This is a genomic window from Acidovorax sp. LjRoot194, assembly GCF_964253015.1.
Classification (GTDB): Bacteria; Pseudomonadota; Gammaproteobacteria; order Burkholderiales; family Burkholderiaceae_C; genus Acidovorax.
The window spans coordinates 758,306-773,773 of record NZ_CAXUQB020000001.1 but is presented as its reverse complement, the minus strand read 5'-3'; the positions used below and the strand labels follow the sequence as shown (position 1 = coordinate 773,773).

The 15,468-nt window shown below is 51.2% G+C and carries 15 protein-coding genes; all 15 read right to left on the bottom strand.

The window, feature by feature from the left end; genetic code table 11:
* Nucleotides 1–273: 273 nt before the first annotated feature.
* Entirely contained in the window at nt 274–1,251 is a 978-nt protein-coding gene (locus tag ACSQ3N_RS03610) for a hypothetical protein (RefSeq protein WP_436145607.1), read from the bottom strand.
* Between the two features lie 217 nt (nt 1,252–1,468).
* On the bottom strand, nt 1,469–1,822 hold the full coding sequence (locus tag ACSQ3N_RS03605) for a hypothetical protein (protein ID WP_436145606.1): 354 nt from the start codon (nt 1,820–1,822) through the stop codon (nt 1,469–1,471).
* A gap of 1,069 nt (nt 1,823–2,891) precedes the next feature.
* Nucleotides 2,892–3,413: a hypothetical protein gene (locus tag ACSQ3N_RS03600; protein WP_436145605.1), complete on the bottom strand. Its 522-nt coding sequence runs from the start codon at nt 3,411–3,413 to the stop codon at nt 2,892–2,894.
* 120 nt (nt 3,414–3,533) lie between these two features.
* Nucleotides 3,534–4,520 carry a hypothetical protein gene (locus ACSQ3N_RS03595; protein WP_156371962.1) on the bottom strand — a complete coding sequence of 329 codons (987 nt, stop codon included), beginning with the start codon at nt 4,518–4,520 and terminating at the stop codon, nt 3,534–3,536.
* Nucleotides 4,521–5,842: 1,322 nt separating this feature from the next.
* Entirely contained in the window at nt 5,843–6,202 is a 360-nt protein-coding gene (locus ACSQ3N_RS03590; RefSeq protein WP_056164379.1) for a DUF4150 domain-containing protein, read from the bottom strand.
* Nucleotides 6,203–6,228: 26 nt separating this feature from the next.
* Nucleotides 6,229–6,678: a hypothetical protein gene (locus ACSQ3N_RS03585; RefSeq protein WP_436145604.1), complete on the bottom strand. Its 450-nt coding sequence runs from the start codon at nt 6,676–6,678 to the stop codon at nt 6,229–6,231.
* A gap of 217 nt (nt 6,679–6,895) precedes the next feature.
* Nucleotides 6,896–7,903, bottom strand: coding sequence for a hypothetical protein (locus ACSQ3N_RS03580; RefSeq protein WP_156371960.1), 1,008 nt, complete (start codon nt 7,901–7,903; stop codon nt 6,896–6,898).
* A 10-nt stretch (nt 7,904–7,913) separates the two neighbouring features.
* Nucleotides 7,914–8,996, bottom strand: a complete 1,083-nt coding sequence (locus tag ACSQ3N_RS03575; protein ID WP_436145603.1) for a hypothetical protein — start codon at nt 8,994–8,996, stop codon at nt 7,914–7,916.
* Between the two features lie 262 nt (nt 8,997–9,258).
* Nucleotides 9,259–9,618 carry a DUF4150 domain-containing protein gene (locus tag ACSQ3N_RS03570; protein ID WP_056164370.1) on the bottom strand — a complete coding sequence of 120 codons (360 nt, stop codon included), beginning with the start codon at nt 9,616–9,618 and terminating at the stop codon, nt 9,259–9,261.
* 24 nt (nt 9,619–9,642) lie between these two features.
* On the bottom strand, nt 9,643–10,626 hold the full coding sequence (locus ACSQ3N_RS03565) for a hypothetical protein (protein WP_156371958.1): 984 nt from the start codon (nt 10,624–10,626) through the stop codon (nt 9,643–9,645).
* Nucleotides 10,627–10,629: 3 nt separating this feature from the next.
* Nucleotides 10,630–11,787, bottom strand: a complete 1,158-nt coding sequence (locus ACSQ3N_RS03560) for a hypothetical protein (protein ID WP_156371957.1) — start codon at nt 11,785–11,787, stop codon at nt 10,630–10,632.
* Nucleotides 11,788–11,945: 158 nt separating this feature from the next.
* Nucleotides 11,946–12,305, bottom strand: a complete 360-nt coding sequence (locus ACSQ3N_RS03555; protein ID WP_056164364.1) for a DUF4150 domain-containing protein — start codon at nt 12,303–12,305, stop codon at nt 11,946–11,948.
* Between the two features lie 25 nt (nt 12,306–12,330).
* Nucleotides 12,331–13,320 (bottom strand): hypothetical protein, encoded by a 990-nt coding sequence (locus ACSQ3N_RS03550; protein WP_156371956.1) that lies wholly within the window; start codon nt 13,318–13,320, stop codon nt 12,331–12,333.
* 13 nt (nt 13,321–13,333) lie between these two features.
* Nucleotides 13,334–14,353: a hypothetical protein gene (locus ACSQ3N_RS03545; protein ID WP_436145602.1), complete on the bottom strand. Its 1,020-nt coding sequence runs from the start codon at nt 14,351–14,353 to the stop codon at nt 13,334–13,336.
* Nucleotides 14,350–15,462, bottom strand: a complete 1,113-nt coding sequence (locus ACSQ3N_RS03540) for a DUF2169 family type VI secretion system accessory protein (protein ID WP_436145601.1) — start codon at nt 15,460–15,462, stop codon at nt 14,350–14,352. Before ACSQ3N_RS03540 ends, ACSQ3N_RS03545 begins: the two co-directional genes overlap by 4 nt.
* Nucleotides 15,463–15,468 lie beyond the last annotated feature (6 nt).

Sequence of the window (15,468 nt, the reverse complement as noted above, 5' to 3'; positions counted from 1 at the left end):
TTCAATTAGTGCCACGCAAAAGCATCACGGTCTTTTTTCTTTTTCATCCTCGATGAGCAAGACATCGCGCCGGACCCCTTTTTTCAGGTCGGAAAAATTGGGCATCAACAAAAAAAATAACTACGACGCCAACAAGAACAACTGCGGAAATTGTATATTCCCCGAAGACATTCCAATAAATCAAAGAAGACTGCGTAGCAAAACACAATAACGCATAAATTATTTTTGGCAATTTTATTCACCTTATATTTACCACATGCACAGTTGTCGATGCTATCGATTTGACAGGATGCCATCCCACTCTTCTGCCCAACCCTCACAATTAGAAACTCCATTTTCGACCGCGGAGAGCACTGCCGTTTTACGAGCATCATCCAACGTGTCGAAAATTTCGCAGAGCTCAGCGACTTGATGATCGCTGAGGTTACGCCACGGACCCAGAATATCGCCCAATGCTCCAATTTCGTCAAGACGTACTGCATCAGCGAAGATTGAACGTATCGCGACCAAAAAAGGAAAAGCCGCCAAGGAATTTCTAACCGACTCCCACACGCCATCGCCCAATTCTGCTCCCGCTTGCGCCACCAACGTTGACGCCACATTTTCGGTCGCAATCTCCGATGCGCAATCTACCAATGCCCAAAACTTGTTGAGATCATCGAGCCTGCTGCGCTCTGTTTTCGGATTAATTAGCTCAATTCCCGCTATTGCATCCAACCATCCAGCTTCTGTCTTTTCCGCGGGATTGAGCTCTATTTTTTTATAATGGCCAGGGCTTTTACAAAAAATTCCCCGCTGAAATTCTTCAAATCTGCTACTGATAAACTCATCAGTGCGCCGATATGTCATCAAATCGTCCGGAATGGAATACATGTCCAATCGATTTGCGTCGATTACGTTTCTACGAAAAAAGTCATCGGAGTAGCTACCGCCGCTTCCAAAATATGCAATGGCGAAGGCACGAACATCGACGGCCACGTCGTCCGAAAAAATACCCATTGGAAAAAAATCCTTACTACAAGACGCACAACTTTTTCCCATCAATTCATCGCATTCAATGGAGATGCTTGCGACTTTCTCAGCAGTAAGCGCCCTATTCAACAATAGCCATTTAATTGCACAACCCAGCAAGACTTCAGCAGCCGATCTAAAATCATCCCCGAAATCATCAGGATTTAACAGTGGCTTTTCAGCCACCTCTTCCCTCCAATTTTCTTGAAGTTGACTGAGAATATCATCAAGGTCCGACATAATTTAAGATAGTTTATAACATTGAATATAACTCACGCAATAATGCATTCAGATTTAGTCGTGCGGCTCGCTCCACTCCACTCTGCAAGTTACTAGACAAGGCCCTCGCCGTTGTTTGGCTATGGCCTTTGCCACGCCCCGCATCCTGCTCACAAAACAGGGCAGCACCGACATCAATGCGCGCATGGCTCCCAGCGCTCAAATTCGCCAGAAGAAATCATCTTTTCTCTCGCACTCGAAAATAAAAACCGTAGCAAGAAAATGCAGAAGATGAGCCGAGAGCAAGGCTCAGGAAGAAATTCAATCGATCATGGCCTGTAGAAAAATAGTCATAGCAACCAATCATTCCAACAATTGCCGTCATTTGAACTACAGCGATAGTTCCCAAGTTATCTGGCGACATTTTTCGATTAATAATCAAAAATAATGCCGCGAATGCAAATATTGAGGCGACTGCAATAAAATTTGCAAACTCAAACAAAAAATTCAGACAAATCAAAACCATGCACAACAAGAGGTGGACATAGAAGCTTCCAACGACGTTTTGGTGAATTTTCTTTTCAATGTTCATCATCATTACCTCGTGCGCACAGTGCTGGGTGGTCAGCGGGTGGGTGGTCAGCGGGTGGGTATCCGCCGTGTAGGCTTGGACATCGTTTAGAAGCGGCTGCGAGGGAATCGCATTCAGCAGCCGAACTTCTCTTTCGTAGCAGCGATAAAGATATCTTTATCGCGTTAGTACACCAGTGCTTCACGGACTTCGGACTGATCTTACATGTAGCGCTGGCGACTTTTGCCTTTGATGCTGATCGCGCGTCCAATCTCACATTTGGGCAATCGTGTGCGCCACAAAGTCTAAGTAAAAGCTAAAAACTCTGCAGCTTGAATTCCTCAGCCATAAATGGTGCCCAAATTGAAATTCTATAGATTTCCCAAGAAATCAAAATGAATATCGCTTGCTCAAAATTTCCATCGGGCAACCGCCACATACAAGAGCCAAGTTGTTCACTGCCATGTCACCAGATGGGCAGCATTGGTACTTTCTGCAGTACTTGCTCAGGTGTCATCCAAAAGCCAGATCATAAGGCAGGTAGCCGAAGTAACGTTCAGATGCCAAATCCTCCATACGTCTCAATATTATGCCGGCCAAGAGAAATGCAATTTCGTCGCCTAATTGTGTTTTTATGCCGGCTTGCTTGGAACCCCGCACATGAAGCGTAATACCACGCGTGCGCTCCGCTACTATAATTTACTCAGGACAGTGGGAAGACCTGCGTTGCCGAACATTGACATTCAGCTTGTCAAAAATCGCCTGCACGTTAGCGCTAGGAACAAAATGGCCCAGCAACTGGTTTTAAGCATCGTAGCTCTGGCTGTTGAAGGGAAACTCAAATAATCCTTCCAACAGCGATCGAGAAGACCTTGAAGGCGTATACGCACGCAGTGTCAATTCACATTCAACATCACTTCTTTTTCAAAATCATCTCCGCCAACCTCTCGCTCAGGCTCTTCGAAGTTGTGAGGCAATTGTAGAATTTTGAGCAATTCAAGAGTTTCTAAAATGAACGACTTTTGGTTGACTGCCCTAGAAGGCTCAGCAAAGTGATCGTGAGATTAGAGGGCGTAGCCACGCAAATACCCTATGCTTTAGGAGCGATACCATGATCGCGTGCCCAGCTATCCGGAAGGCGGATATCCACCATACTAATAGCGCCACCTTGCATGTCAGTGTATTTTATGGCCACAACCAAATCTTGGAGTAAATAAAAATCAACATTAGCACTCCACTCCTCATCGGAGGTCACATGTCTAGGCTTTCCCAGCACATCTCGAACTTTTACTTGTGTAAGTTCGCGGCTCAAACCAAACGGAAGTGAACCTAAGTAGGGGGAGAAACCGTCCCCTTTTTTTACATAAATGTCTAATGAGCTGAATATGTAGCCTCCGCGGCTTCTTGGCAGAATACCCTTTTCATTCGATTCATTATCACCCAAAAATATAATATTAAGCCCTTGTTTCTTGACTTCAATGTATGGATTATAGGTACTGCCGCCGATTTTAGGTCTTCTCTTTATTTCATGTGCATGCAAATATTCGTCAAAACGTTGATGAATACTGCTATGACCTAAGAATTTCATCAAGGCAACTGCTTCAATATTCATTTGAACTCACCTTAGTACCCAAATTGCGCTTCGCACACGTCCGGTACCAGATTGACCAGTACGAACTGAGCATCTTTTGCGGTGGCTGCTTCGTCGGCCATGGCGTTTAGTTCCCGGTTTCTATCGAATGGCAGGGTTGTCAGGATGGTCGATGCGTTCCCACTTCGCGCCGTCAAACCGCGCTATGTCCTTGGCGCCAATCGACCACAGAACGTTGTCGTAGCAGTCCACGATGTTGGCGTCCTGCAGCTCGGGTTGCAGGCCAGTGATGACCCTGCGAATGCCTGCACTTGGATCGGCAGGGTCATAGGCGAACAAGCCCATATTTGATGCCAGACATATCTTGTTCTGGAACTTGCACACTGAAGTGAACAGTTGGTTGTCATCCAAGGTGGACAGGCTTTGAAAGCCATCTTCCGCATTACCCAACAACAACGTCCCGTTGGAGCCGCACATCCAGATACGGGTCTCGGACTCCACATACATGTTTACAACGCGCTCCGCTACTTCCGGTAATTCGATTTCCCTCCAGTGACTGCCGTTAAAAAAGAACGCTTTGGGTGGAAGCCAATCGGCGTGCTGATAGCCAGCTGCGTAAATGGCGTTTTCGTTAGGACCATTGATGACCGACAGGGCAATTTGTTGTTCCTGAGGGGTTTTTGGATCCTGTAGCAAACCCGTGTCAATATGCACCCAATCATTGGGACCGCATCTCTTATAGACCTGCCCTTTGTACCCGCAGGCATAAAGCGAATTTCCGATCTGTTGGATATCTGCAAGATATCCCCATCCTTTGGCATCATTGCCAAATATGCCAGCACCCGGTATTTTTTCCAGCAAGGGATCATGATCGCCGATGTATCGCACATCGCCCTCCTCAGACAGCACAACAATATCATCGAAATTCTCTTCTTGCGGTCCAAAATAAGCTAATGAAACGGCGCGCCAGTCTTGATCGTGCCGAACCCATTTTTGATGGTGCTCCGTATCATAACAAACTACCCGAGTAAATCGAGCAAAGGTCTCTAACGCGTCTCCAGCGCCGGCCATATAAGCACTTTTATCTGTGTAAGCCATTGCTGCAGTAAAAGTTAATTCAGCGCTCATCGTGATTTTCGACCTCCGGTTGGGTTCTTACGATTATTTCCGTTTGCGGTACCCCCACTATCCAGATGTGCTTTGGCATCGCCCTCTGCAGGCTTACCAGCACCATTCATCGACCGGTTGTCTTTCTCAAAATCAGGGTATGTCTTGCGTACCTCGGCTTCAATTTGCGCTTTGCAATCCGGCCTCGCTGCAATTGCAGCCTTCATTGCGACAGGCACCGCTTCGCTGACAGGTATCGTCCCCACCGGCCCATTGTCCGTTCGCTTGGCTGCTTCGCAAAGCTCGTCATCGCACTGGTGCGCTGTGTTGTGCTCCGATCCCTGTGTCCCTGCATTGCCTTGCAAACAAATCGAAGGCCCGCCCCCAAAGCTAGCCATTCCGGGAATACGCCCAATGCCCTTGCTACCTTGAGCACGGTTACTAGTTCTAGCTAATGTGTCAGGAATGATATGGTGGGCTTGTTGTCCAACTCCGCATTTATTTTTGATTTACGAATATATCCCAACAATACAAGGTCCGCCCGTACCAGGAATATACGCACCCGATAATCCCGAGCCGCCGCCTTTGTCATTCTTACCTTTTCCCCCAGCGCCTAACCCCGGCACTTTCTTAAGGACCATGTTGGTCAGAACCCTCTCCCCCAAAGCCACAAGTGGCTTCACCAAGTCTGGAGTCTTCCCTGTGAGCGCCCAATCTGCCGCCACGTCCAGTGCTGTAGCCGCGGAGTCAGTGCCCGCCCCCACTGCGCCCACGACACCTCCGGCTGCTGCCGTAGCGCCACCCGCCGTGGCCATGCCAGCGCCCACTGGCGCTCCGATACCTGTCGCCGCAACCATACCGCCAGCCGCCGCAGTGGCCCCCCCCCGGCCATGGCCACCTTACCCCTGTGTCCATGGCGTTGGCGCCAAACTCGTGCATCGACTCCGAGATGTTGTCCTTGTAGTACTGCGCTGCGTCCATGGCACCTTGCTTGAACTTATCGAACCAGCCTTCTTCCTCAGTCTCGGGGCGATTATTGGGCGGGCTGAGTAGCGGGCTGGTTTTGGGCAACACGCAACCCACACAGTTACCCATGTCGCATGGGCGCGGGTAGCTGTTGGGCTTGACCTGCGCTTTGGCTGTCCCAGCGTTGCTTGCGGGGATGGACGCTGGCGTCGGGCTCATGCAGGCACCTGCCCGCGTCGCAGCTCCAGCACGCGCACGCCAAACTGCGCAGCCACCACAGCTTGGCGTGCTTATTTACTGAAGTTGAATTGACATCTACCGCTTTGTTTACAAGCGCAAATAGCTATCAATTTAGTAGTAAACGGACCACGTATTCGTCACGGCTTGCGCCAGTTCATCCACATCTTGTCGCCGGTGCGCACTATCTGTCGCCCGTTCACAAATACCGTCGCGCTTTTATCGATGTTGTGGCTGATCTGTACGTGGGTGTCGCTGACCACCCCCTCGCCCGCACCTGGCTCATCGCCACGCACGTTGTCTACATAGCTTTTGTTATGGAGGTACGCAGCCTTACCGCGAAAGAAAACGTTGGGCGAACATTGCTCGCTTTGGTCCATCTTGTGTGTGATGACGTAGGGCACTGGGTAGCCCTTTTTAGATGGAGTAAGGCACACGTCCGGTACCAGGTTGACCAGTACGAACTGAGCATCTTTGGCGGTGGCGGCTTCGTTGGACATACATAGCTCCGAATGTTTGAATCATTTCATATGCAAGGCACGGATGACCCTACGAAGCCAACATTTATTTGCGCTATTGTTCGTAGATTTGCTTCATAAACAATTTCTACACTGCGCCCATCTGCAAGAAAAAAAGTAACGCGTGCATCTTTTGATTTTGGTGGGCCAGTGTGATCGTTCCCCAACAGCAACTGTGCGTGCTCAAAACTGCTGCTCCAAATCAGTCCGAACGGCAAATCGCCACAACATCGAAAATGACCACCTCCGAAGATGGAAATATTACGCAATACCCAGCGATTATTACCAATCAGCACGTAACCACGACTATCCACAGCATCAGCATCAGCATCAGCATCAGCATCAGCATCAGCATCAGCATCAGCATCAGCATCAGCATCAGCATCAGCATCAGCATCAGCATCAGCATCAGCATCCATCCACTCTAAAGCCAATCCATCTTCATGCAGCGATTGCAAACGAATCAGTCTGTCATTTCTCTTAACAGCACCTTCTCGCTCGCTCGGCTCTTGTGACAGAAATGAATATTTTTTTGCATTGCTACTAGCGAGAAACTGCTAGGAGGAACCGCAGCCGTGTTTGCCAACCAACACGACCAGCCCTTGCAGCAGTTTTGAAGAATTTATTTTCGAGCCTGAACTGGGAGTTGTCATTGGAAAGACTGTCAAATAAAACCTACTCCTCAACTGGAGGATTGTCAATATGATGAATGCGCTCCCAATTGCCTTTATAGAAGCGGACAATATCCTTCTCACCCATCGACCATAAAGCCCCATCTTTAGCATCTAAACGGTAAGTATCTTCAACCTCTGGTTTAAGGCCAGTGCTGACGCGTGCAATTTTTGTACTCTTCGAATCAAATCGAAATAATCCTGATGTCGCAGATAGATAAACTTCTTCTTCATGCTTTATTAAACACCACCATGTGTCATTGTCGTCAATACTGCTAACATCTTTAAAGCCTGAAGTCACACTACCCTTGAGCAAGGTGCCGTTATAGCCGCAAGCCCAAACTTCATTTTCACCGTAACAACGAATCCATTGTAAATGCTCATCGGTTTGCAAATCTATTTGGCTCCAGGCTTTTCCGTCATAATGGGCCATATATCCAGAGTCACCCACTACGTAAATATCCTGCTCGCTGTTGCCATCAATGCAGTTAAGGATGCGTTTATTCGTAATCGCATCCAACATTACTTGAGCACGCACTTCAGCATCGTCGCTGTCGGAATACTCCGCTGCTTTGTATACGCCTTCATCAATAGCGCACCAGTCAGCGCTACCGTTGCGCTGATAAATCTGCCCATTGTGACCACATGCAAACAAATGTGGTCCAATTTGCCTGATATGGGTCATCCGGCCGCGTGTTCCTAGGCGCACACCGGCTTCAGGAATTTTCTCGGTGCGCCAGACATAATCTCCTTTTGCAAAAATATCAATTTCACCTTCGGTCGAAAGTGATATGAGACGACGATCCTCAGAATCATTTGCATGATTAATCTTTACGGCCACCGAAATAGCATTCATCTCAACATCGTGAGAAAACCATGTTCCATCCTTCGAAAAATACGTACACATGCGTGTATGTGCAACTTCCCGTGGATCCACATCATCCAGTTGTGAGGCAACGTACAAAAAATCCTGCGAGATTGCACACGCATCCAAAAAGTGAACTTCAGCCATTTCTTCTCCGTTAGTTTGTCCCGTGACCGCCAGTAGAGGTACCTGTTCCCATCTGTGATGGATCTAAAGTACGCACACTGCCGTAAGGATCAGCTCGCACTTTCATGTCCGCCGGCAAGCCATCTGCTTTATGTTTAGCACGAAGGTCCGTCAGCATCTCCTTGGCATCGCAGCCGAGCACCTTGGCTGCAGCCGCCACTCCCGCAATCTCCATCTCACCGAGTGATGTAGTGCCTTTGGGAGTGCCCTTCGCACCCAGAATGGTTTCTTCTGCATCGAGAATGGCATGGATTTTTCCATGCTCATCCAGCGCGTTGAACCAATCTCTGGCTTGCGCGAACAGCCCTTTTTTGGCACGAGTGCCATCTGGTTTCGAACTCTTTGTCTTGCCACTCGCGCACACCGTCCAACCATCCGCATGCTTGAATCCGGTGGGATGCTGCTTCCCCGCGGGATAATACGCGCCACTACCAGGTTGCTTAAAAACGTGATCGGGCACGACGTGGTGCGGAGTTCGCCCGTCCTTACAACCTTCACTGTATCGCCGCAATCTGCAGCGCCCCCCGCCCGTCAAATAGCCACCAGAACTACCATTCGCATTTGAATTATTTGATTTTTTCCCACTGCCCCCCAAACCCGGCACCTTCTTCAGCACCATGCCGGTCAGCAACCTCTCTCCCAACGCCAATGCAGGTTGCACCAAATCCGGCGCCTTGCCCTCGGTGATCCACGTCGCTGCGCTGTCCAACACGGTCGCCGCGGAGTCAGTGCCTGCTCCAACCGCACCCACCACGCCTCCAGCTGCTGCCGCTGCGCCACCCGCCGTGGCCATGCCCGCACCCACCGGCGCTCCTATACCGGTGGCCGCCACCATGCCACCAGCCTCCGCCGTAGCGCCTCCGGCCATCGCCACCTTGCCCCCCGTGTCCATGGCATTGGCTCCGAACTCGTGCATCGACTCGGAGATGTTGTCCTTGTAGTACTGCGCTGCGTCCTTGGCACCTTGCTTGAACTTGTCGAACCAGCCTTCTTCCTCGGTCTCGGGGCAATTGTTGGGCGGACTGGTATTGGGCCGGTTTTGGGCAGAACGCAACCCACGCAGTTACCCATGTCGCTAGGGCGTGGGTAACTATTGGGTTTAACTTGAGCTTTAGCTGCCCCGCCGTTGCTTGCAGGGATAGACGCTGGCGTCGGGCTCATGCAGGCACCTGCCCTTGTCGCAGCTGTAGCACGCGCACGCCAAACAGCGCCAATCACAACAGCTTGGCGAGCCTATTTACTGAGTCGAATTGACCTCTACCGCTTTATTTACAAGCGCAAGCAGCTATCAATTTAGCAGTGAACGGATCGCGTTCTCACGGCTTGCGCCAGTTCATCCACATCTTGTCGCCCGTGCGCACGATCTGTCGCCCGTTTACAAATACCGTAGCGCTTTTATCGATGTTGTGGCTGATCTGCACGTGGGTGTCGCTGACCACTCCCTTGCCCGCACCTGGCTCATCGCCGCGCACGTTGTCCACATAGCTTTCGTTATGGAGGTACGCAGCCTTGTCGCGAAAGAAAACGTTGGGCGAACATTGCTCGCTTTGGTCCATCTGGTGTGTGATGACGTAGGGCACTGGGTAGCCCTTTTTAGATGGAGTAAGGCACACGTCCGGTACCAGATTGACCAGTACGAATTGAGCATCTTTAGCGGTGGCGGCTTCGTCGGCCATAGTTTGATTTTCTATTTTTTTGGTTTAACGGATTGGAAGGTTATCAGGATCTTGGATACGTTCCCACTTATTACCGTCAAACCGCGCTATATCCTTGGGACCAATCGACCAGAGAACCTTGTCGTAGCAGTCCACGATGTTGGCGTCCTGCAGTTCGGGTTGCAGGCCAGTAATGACCCTGCGAATGCCTGCATCTGAATTGGCGGGGTCATAGGCGAATAACCCCATATTGGATGCCAGACATATCTTGTCTTGAAACTTGCACACCGAAGTGAACAATTGGTTGTCGTCTACTGTGGACAGACTCTTGAAGCCATCCTGCGCATTTCCCAGCAACAAAGTGCCGTTGGAGCCGCACATCCAAATGCGAGATTCGGACTCCACGTGCATGTTAACGATTCGTTCTGCCACGGTAGGCAACTCTAGCTCGCGCCATTGACTGCCATTGAAAAAATATGCTTTCGGCGGCAACCATTCGGCGTGTTGATAGCCCGCTGCATAGATGGCATTTTCATGTGGTCCATTGATGACGGAAAGGGCTATCGTATCCTCCATCGGAGTTTTCGGATCCTGCAACAAGCCTGAATCCATATGCACCCAGTCGTTAGGACCGCATCGTTTGTAGACTTGCCCGGAATATCCACAAGCATAAAGATGGTCGCCGATTTGCTGAATGTCCGATAAATATCCCCAACCCACTGAGTCTTCTACATTCACACCAGCGCCAAGAATTTTTTCCTCCAAAAAATTCTCAGTCATGATCTGTACCTCTCCATCCTCTGATAGATTGGCAAAGTACCGAGAGCCATCTTGCGGCTCGCGAAATATACATACGCTGCAAATTAATCTATCTTCCTCATGAAAAATCCATTTTTCATGGTCTTGCTCATCGTAAGTTACGACGCGCGAGTAGCGCTCAAAATCCTCGTATGCATCCATCGCTACTGATGCGCAAAAGCAGTCGCTAGCAATTGAAACGCCAGTACGATATGTTCCTATAGGTTTCATTTTTTATCTCTTGGTACCGTTTCGACGAGGAGCCTTTTGACCTTGCTCTAAATGTTCTTTGGACTCACCCTTTGGCAAAGAGTCTGTGGTCCGACCTGACTGGTTCTTGTCAACATTCCTAAAACCCTTTTTCACTGCATTTTCGATCTGCTCTTTGCAGTCAGGGCGCGCAGCAATTGCCGCTTTCTCATAAATCTTGATGATTTCACCCATGGGCGCAGTTCCTTGAGGCCCATTATCTTTCTGATCACCTAATACTTTGACCTTTGCGTCAGCTTGATGTGCAGTGTTATGTTGGGTTCCCGCTGTTTTTGCATTTCCCTGCAGACAGATGGACGGAGCATCGAAGTTTTGAGCGGATACGCCTCCCTTGCCTGGAATGCGGCCTATATCCTGCTCTCTCGACTTGCGTGCTGTCGTCCCAAAGGTTTTATCCGCAACAATATGATGGGTTTGCCCGCCCTGCGCAACACATGCATCTTTGATCGCGTGGTAACTCCCTACTAAGCACGGGCCGAGAACTCCAGGGATGTACCCACCTCCGGAGCCCGAACCGCCTCCTTTATCTTTGTTGCCGTTACCGCCTGCCCCCAAACCCGGCACTTTCTTGAGTACCATGTTCGTCAGCAACCTCTCTCCCAACGCCAATGCAGGTTGCACCAAGTCTGGCGCCTTCCCCTCGGTGATCCACGTCGCTGCTGCATCCAGCGCTGTCGCTGCTGTGTCGGTGCCTGCGCCCACTGCACCCACCACGCCTCCAGCGGTTGCCGCTGCACCGCCCGCCGCGCCCATAGCGACGCCCACCGGAGCTCCTATCCCCGTGGCCGCCACCATGCCACCAGCCGCCGCCGTAGCGCCTCCGGCCATCGCCACTTTGCCCCCCGTGTCCATGGCATTGGCTCCGAACTCGTGCATCGACTCAGAGATGTTGTCCTTGTAGTACTGCGCTGCGTCCTTGGCACCTTGCTTGAACTTGTCGAACCAGCCTTCTTCGTCGGTCTCGGGGCGATTATTGGGCGGGCTGAGCAGCGGGCTGGTCTTGGGCAGAACACAACCGACGCAGTTACCCATATCGCCTGGGCGCGGGTAGCTGTTGGGCTTGACCTGCGCTTTGGCTGTCCCAGCGTTGCTTGCGGGGATGGACGCTGGCGTCGGGCTCATGCAGGCACCTGCCCGCGTCGCAGCTCCAGCACGCGCACGCCAAACTGTGCAGCCACCACAGCTTGGCGTGCTTATTTACTGAAGTTGAATTGACATCTACCGCTTTATTTACAAGCGCAAATAGCTATCAATTTAGTAGTAAACGGACCACGTATTCGTCACGGCTTGCGCCAGTTCATCCACATCTTGTCGCCCGTGCGCACGATCTGTCGCCCGTTTACAAATACCGTGGCGCTTTTATCGATGTTGTGGCTGATCTGCACGTGGGTGTCGCTGACCACCCCCTTGCCCGCACCTGGCTCATCGCCGCGCACGTTATCCACATAGCTTTCGTTATGCAAATACGCTTCTTTACCTCGAAAGAAGACATTGGGTGACGTTTGCTCACTCTGGTCCATCTGGTGAGTGATCACGTAAGGTACTGGATAACCCTTTTTGGACGGCGTCAAACACACATCGGGCACCAAATTGACAAGAACGAACTGAGCATCTTTGGCAGTTGCTGCTTCATTGGCCATAAATCAATATGTAATTCGTGTCATATTAGTGCGAGAGAACCTCATCCCACTCTCTTGCCCAGTCTTCGCGATTTCTCACACCTTCCCTAATCGCTGATAGTATTGCAAGCTTTCGATCATTATCCAAAGAATCGAAAATCACCGATAATTCAATTACTTGATCTTTATCGAGATTATCCCAAGGACTCAAGATTTCACTCAGAGATCCAATCTTATTGAGCCGCATCGCATCTTTGAAAATGGCATTAATTGCCACTTCAAATGGAAAATTTGCCAAGGAATTTCTGACAGACTCCCATACGCCGTCGCCCAGATCCTTACCCGTCTGTGCGACTAATACCGAGGCCACTTTTTCGGATGCGATTTCTGCAGAATGATCAACCAGCGCCCAAAACTTATTTAAATCTTGTCGCCTACCCTGCTCTGATACGGGGTTAATTATATTCAATTGGCTCATTGCATTGAGCCAGCCAGCCTCCGACCTCTCCCACTCCTCCAATTCTAACTCTACATATTTACTTTCTACGAACTTCCACCGAGCATCTCCGGAAGCATACAAAGCATATCTTTGATTAATAATATTTGCGACAATCTTGTAAGTTTCCTTATCATCAGGTATGAAATCCCCTATATTTTTACCCGCTTTAACAATAGTTATCTCTTCAAAATCCGCAGGATATAGCGCATCATTTCTAACGTAGTCTGCCACAAACGTCTTCAAATTCTCGCCAACATCGTCCATCCATATCTCGCCATCGAGATATTTCTCAGACATGGCGCCAGGGTTTATCTTCATGACGTCATCAACCATTTTTTTGTGCTGCTGTTTTATATGCATACCAAAAACTAATGCCTTTCTTTCCAGAAGCCACAGCGCCAGGCATCCCACATAAATATGTCCGTTATTTCCCCCCTTGTGAGAATGAACATCACCCGAGGACACCAATGGCGTATTCAACTCCTCGCTGCTAGCATCTTTCAACAAAGAAGAGAGCAATGAATCCAGGTTACTCATAAAAACCTCAATATTATTTCTTACCGATACCTATATAACCCATGCATGCAGCGTACAACAACATCCATTCTATTGCTGCGTTGTATTTTCCATCTTTATTGACCTTCTGAATATCATTGATTTCCTCAAGAATTGCGGCCGCAAAACCCTTAGGTCCAGAATGCGCTAAGCGTTCTTGTGCTTTTGAAGCCGCACTATTCAGACGCCTGCCAGTACTATTAAGCGCCCGGTGATCTTCATAGTCCATTGATATTGCTGGACCATCAAGCGCCCCATGAGGGCTGACACTTTTTGGCGGTATATGGTGTGATTCACGCACATATTTCTGACTATCTTCCTGAACTCTCCGGTGGCTACCACCTTGGTATTTGGCTCCGGGCGGGCCTTTCTCTAAATGCTTGCACCCCTTGGTGTACCCGCCGGAATTGCTATTAGATTTTTTGGTCGGGGGCTTACCCCCACCCAATCCTGGCACCTTCCTCAGCACTATGCTGGTCAGAACCCGCTCTCCCAAGGCTACAACTGGCTTCACTATGTCTGGCGGCTTGCCCTCAGTGATCCAAGTGGCTGCTGTGTCCAACACGGTCGCCGCTGAGTCAGTGCCCACCCCCACTGCACCCACCACGCCTCCAGCTGCTGCCGCTGCGCCACCCGCCGTGGCCATGCCCGCACCCACTGGCGCTCCGATACCCGTGGCCGCCACCATGCCACCAGCAGCCGCAGTGGCCCCCCCGGCCATGGCCACCTTACCCCCTGTGTCCATGGCGTTGGCGCCAAACTCGTGCATCGACTCCGAGATGTTGTCCTTGTAGTACTGCGCTGCGTCCTTGGCTCCTTGCTTGAACTTGTCGAACCAGCCTTCTTCCTCGGTCTCGGGGCGATTATTGGGCGGGCTGAGCAGCGGGCTGGTCTTGGGCAGAACACAACCGACGCAGTTACCCATGTCACCTGGGCGCGGGTAGCTGTTGGGCTTGACCTGCGCTTTGGCTGTCCCAGCGTTGCTTGCGGGGATGGACGCTGGCGTCGGGCTCATGCAGGCACCTGCCCGCGTCGCAGCTCCAGCACGCGCACGCCAAACTGTGCCGCTACTTGGATACGCCAGACGCAACTGAGCGTCCTGGCCTTGAAATCGACGGTGATGGTGTCCAGACGCATGGGCAGAGGCAGCACCGGGCCGACCTTCAGGCGGGCCACGGCGTGCACGGCCGGTGGAGGCAATTGGCACTTAAACACGCGTTGACCGGGAGTCAGGCCCACCAGAAGGATTTCTTCACCGCCTTCCGGGTAAGGTATTTGTTGATCTTCGGGGGCGCAGTTCCAGTAGCCGAAGTCGAAGTCCTTGGGCAGCCTGGGCCATCGGCTTTCCTTCCAGGCCTGGTCGTAAGTGCCGCCCTTTGCGCGCCTGGGGGTCCACCATTTGCCGACCGGGCCCACACCCACAGGTGTGTATCGCATGGCATTGGCTGCGTTGGCATCGAAAGGTTGGTTGAAGGCCTCGATCTGTGGCGCAGAGAATTCGTCCACTCGGCTTTTCTTGTGCCACGCTTTGTCGACCCAACCGCAGCCTATGGGGTTCGCCTCGTAGGGTGCCCATATCTCAGGCTCTTGGTCGGCAGCGGGATGCAGGGGCCATTGGCAGGTGCCTCCGTAGGCCAGCTCCCAGCGCAATGGGACTTCGGTGGCTTTTTCTGGCTCTGTAACCTTCCATCCAAGCACTCCTTCGTGCATTCGGCGCGGGCCGGTGACTGCCAGCACTTTTTGCCAATTGCCGATGCGCGCGCCCACGGGCCAGCGGCGTTCTGGCTGGCCCTCTGGCGAGTAAGCGGTGGCGTTGGCCAGCAGGATGTCGCACTGCGGCTTGTAGGGCGCGAAGTCGCTTTCTTGAATGCAGCTGCTGGTGGTGGGCTGTGCGTAAAACTGGTCCGCATCGACCAAGGGCACCTGATGTTGCGCCAACTGGGGCGTTCCATCGGCGTCAAGGCGCGCGAGGTCATAGGTGACGCGGCAGGCAATGACGTGGAACACCTCGTCGCCTGTGTCCATCATCTGAAAGTACTGACTTTCAAAGCTAGTGTGGTTGCGCATTTCCGCCAAGGGTGCTGCCTGCACCGGCGCGGGCATCAGCAGGTCCGGTCCGTTCATGGTGCC

What these genes read in the sequence shown, in the direction of transcription:
- ACSQ3N_RS03610 (WP_436145607.1), bottom strand. Translation starts at nt 1,251, where the DNA reads ATGTCGGACCTTGATGATATTCTCAGTCAACTTCAAGAAAATTGGAGG.
- ACSQ3N_RS03605 (WP_436145606.1), bottom strand. Translation starts at nt 1,822, where the DNA reads ATGAACATTGAAAAGAAAATTCACCAAAACGTCGTTGGAAGCTTCTAT.
- ACSQ3N_RS03600 (WP_436145605.1), bottom strand. Translation starts at nt 3,413, where the DNA reads ATGAATATTGAAGCAGTTGCCTTGATGAAATTCTTAGGTCATAGCAGT.
- ACSQ3N_RS03595 (WP_156371962.1), bottom strand. Translation starts at nt 4,520, where the DNA reads ATGAGCGCTGAATTAACTTTTACTGCAGCAATGGCTTACACAGATAAA.
- ACSQ3N_RS03590 (WP_056164379.1), bottom strand. Translation starts at nt 6,202, where the DNA reads ATGTCCAACGAAGCCGCCACCGCCAAAGATGCTCAGTTCGTACTGGTC.
- ACSQ3N_RS03580 (WP_156371960.1), bottom strand. Translation starts at nt 7,903, where the DNA reads ATGGCTGAAGTTCACTTTTTGGATGCGTGTGCAATCTCGCAGGATTTT.
- ACSQ3N_RS03570 (WP_056164370.1), bottom strand. Translation starts at nt 9,618, where the DNA reads ATGGCCGACGAAGCCGCCACCGCTAAAGATGCTCAATTCGTACTGGTC.
- ACSQ3N_RS03565 (WP_156371958.1), bottom strand. Translation starts at nt 10,626, where the DNA reads ATGAAACCTATAGGAACATATCGTACTGGCGTTTCAATTGCTAGCGAC.
- ACSQ3N_RS03560 (WP_156371957.1), bottom strand. Translation starts at nt 11,787, where the DNA reads ATGAGCCCGACGCCAGCGTCCATCCCCGCAAGCAACGCTGGGACAGCC.
- ACSQ3N_RS03555 (WP_056164364.1), bottom strand. Translation starts at nt 12,305, where the DNA reads ATGGCCAATGAAGCAGCAACTGCCAAAGATGCTCAGTTCGTTCTTGTC.
- ACSQ3N_RS03550 (WP_156371956.1), bottom strand. Translation starts at nt 13,320, where the DNA reads ATGAGTAACCTGGATTCATTGCTCTCTTCTTTGTTGAAAGATGCTAGC.
- ACSQ3N_RS03545 (WP_436145602.1), bottom strand. Translation starts at nt 14,353, where the DNA reads ATGAGCCCGACGCCAGCGTCCATCCCCGCAAGCAACGCTGGGACAGCC.
- ACSQ3N_RS03540 (WP_436145601.1), bottom strand. Translation starts at nt 15,462, where the DNA reads ATGAACGGACCGGACCTGCTGATGCCCGCGCCGGTGCAGGCAGCACCC.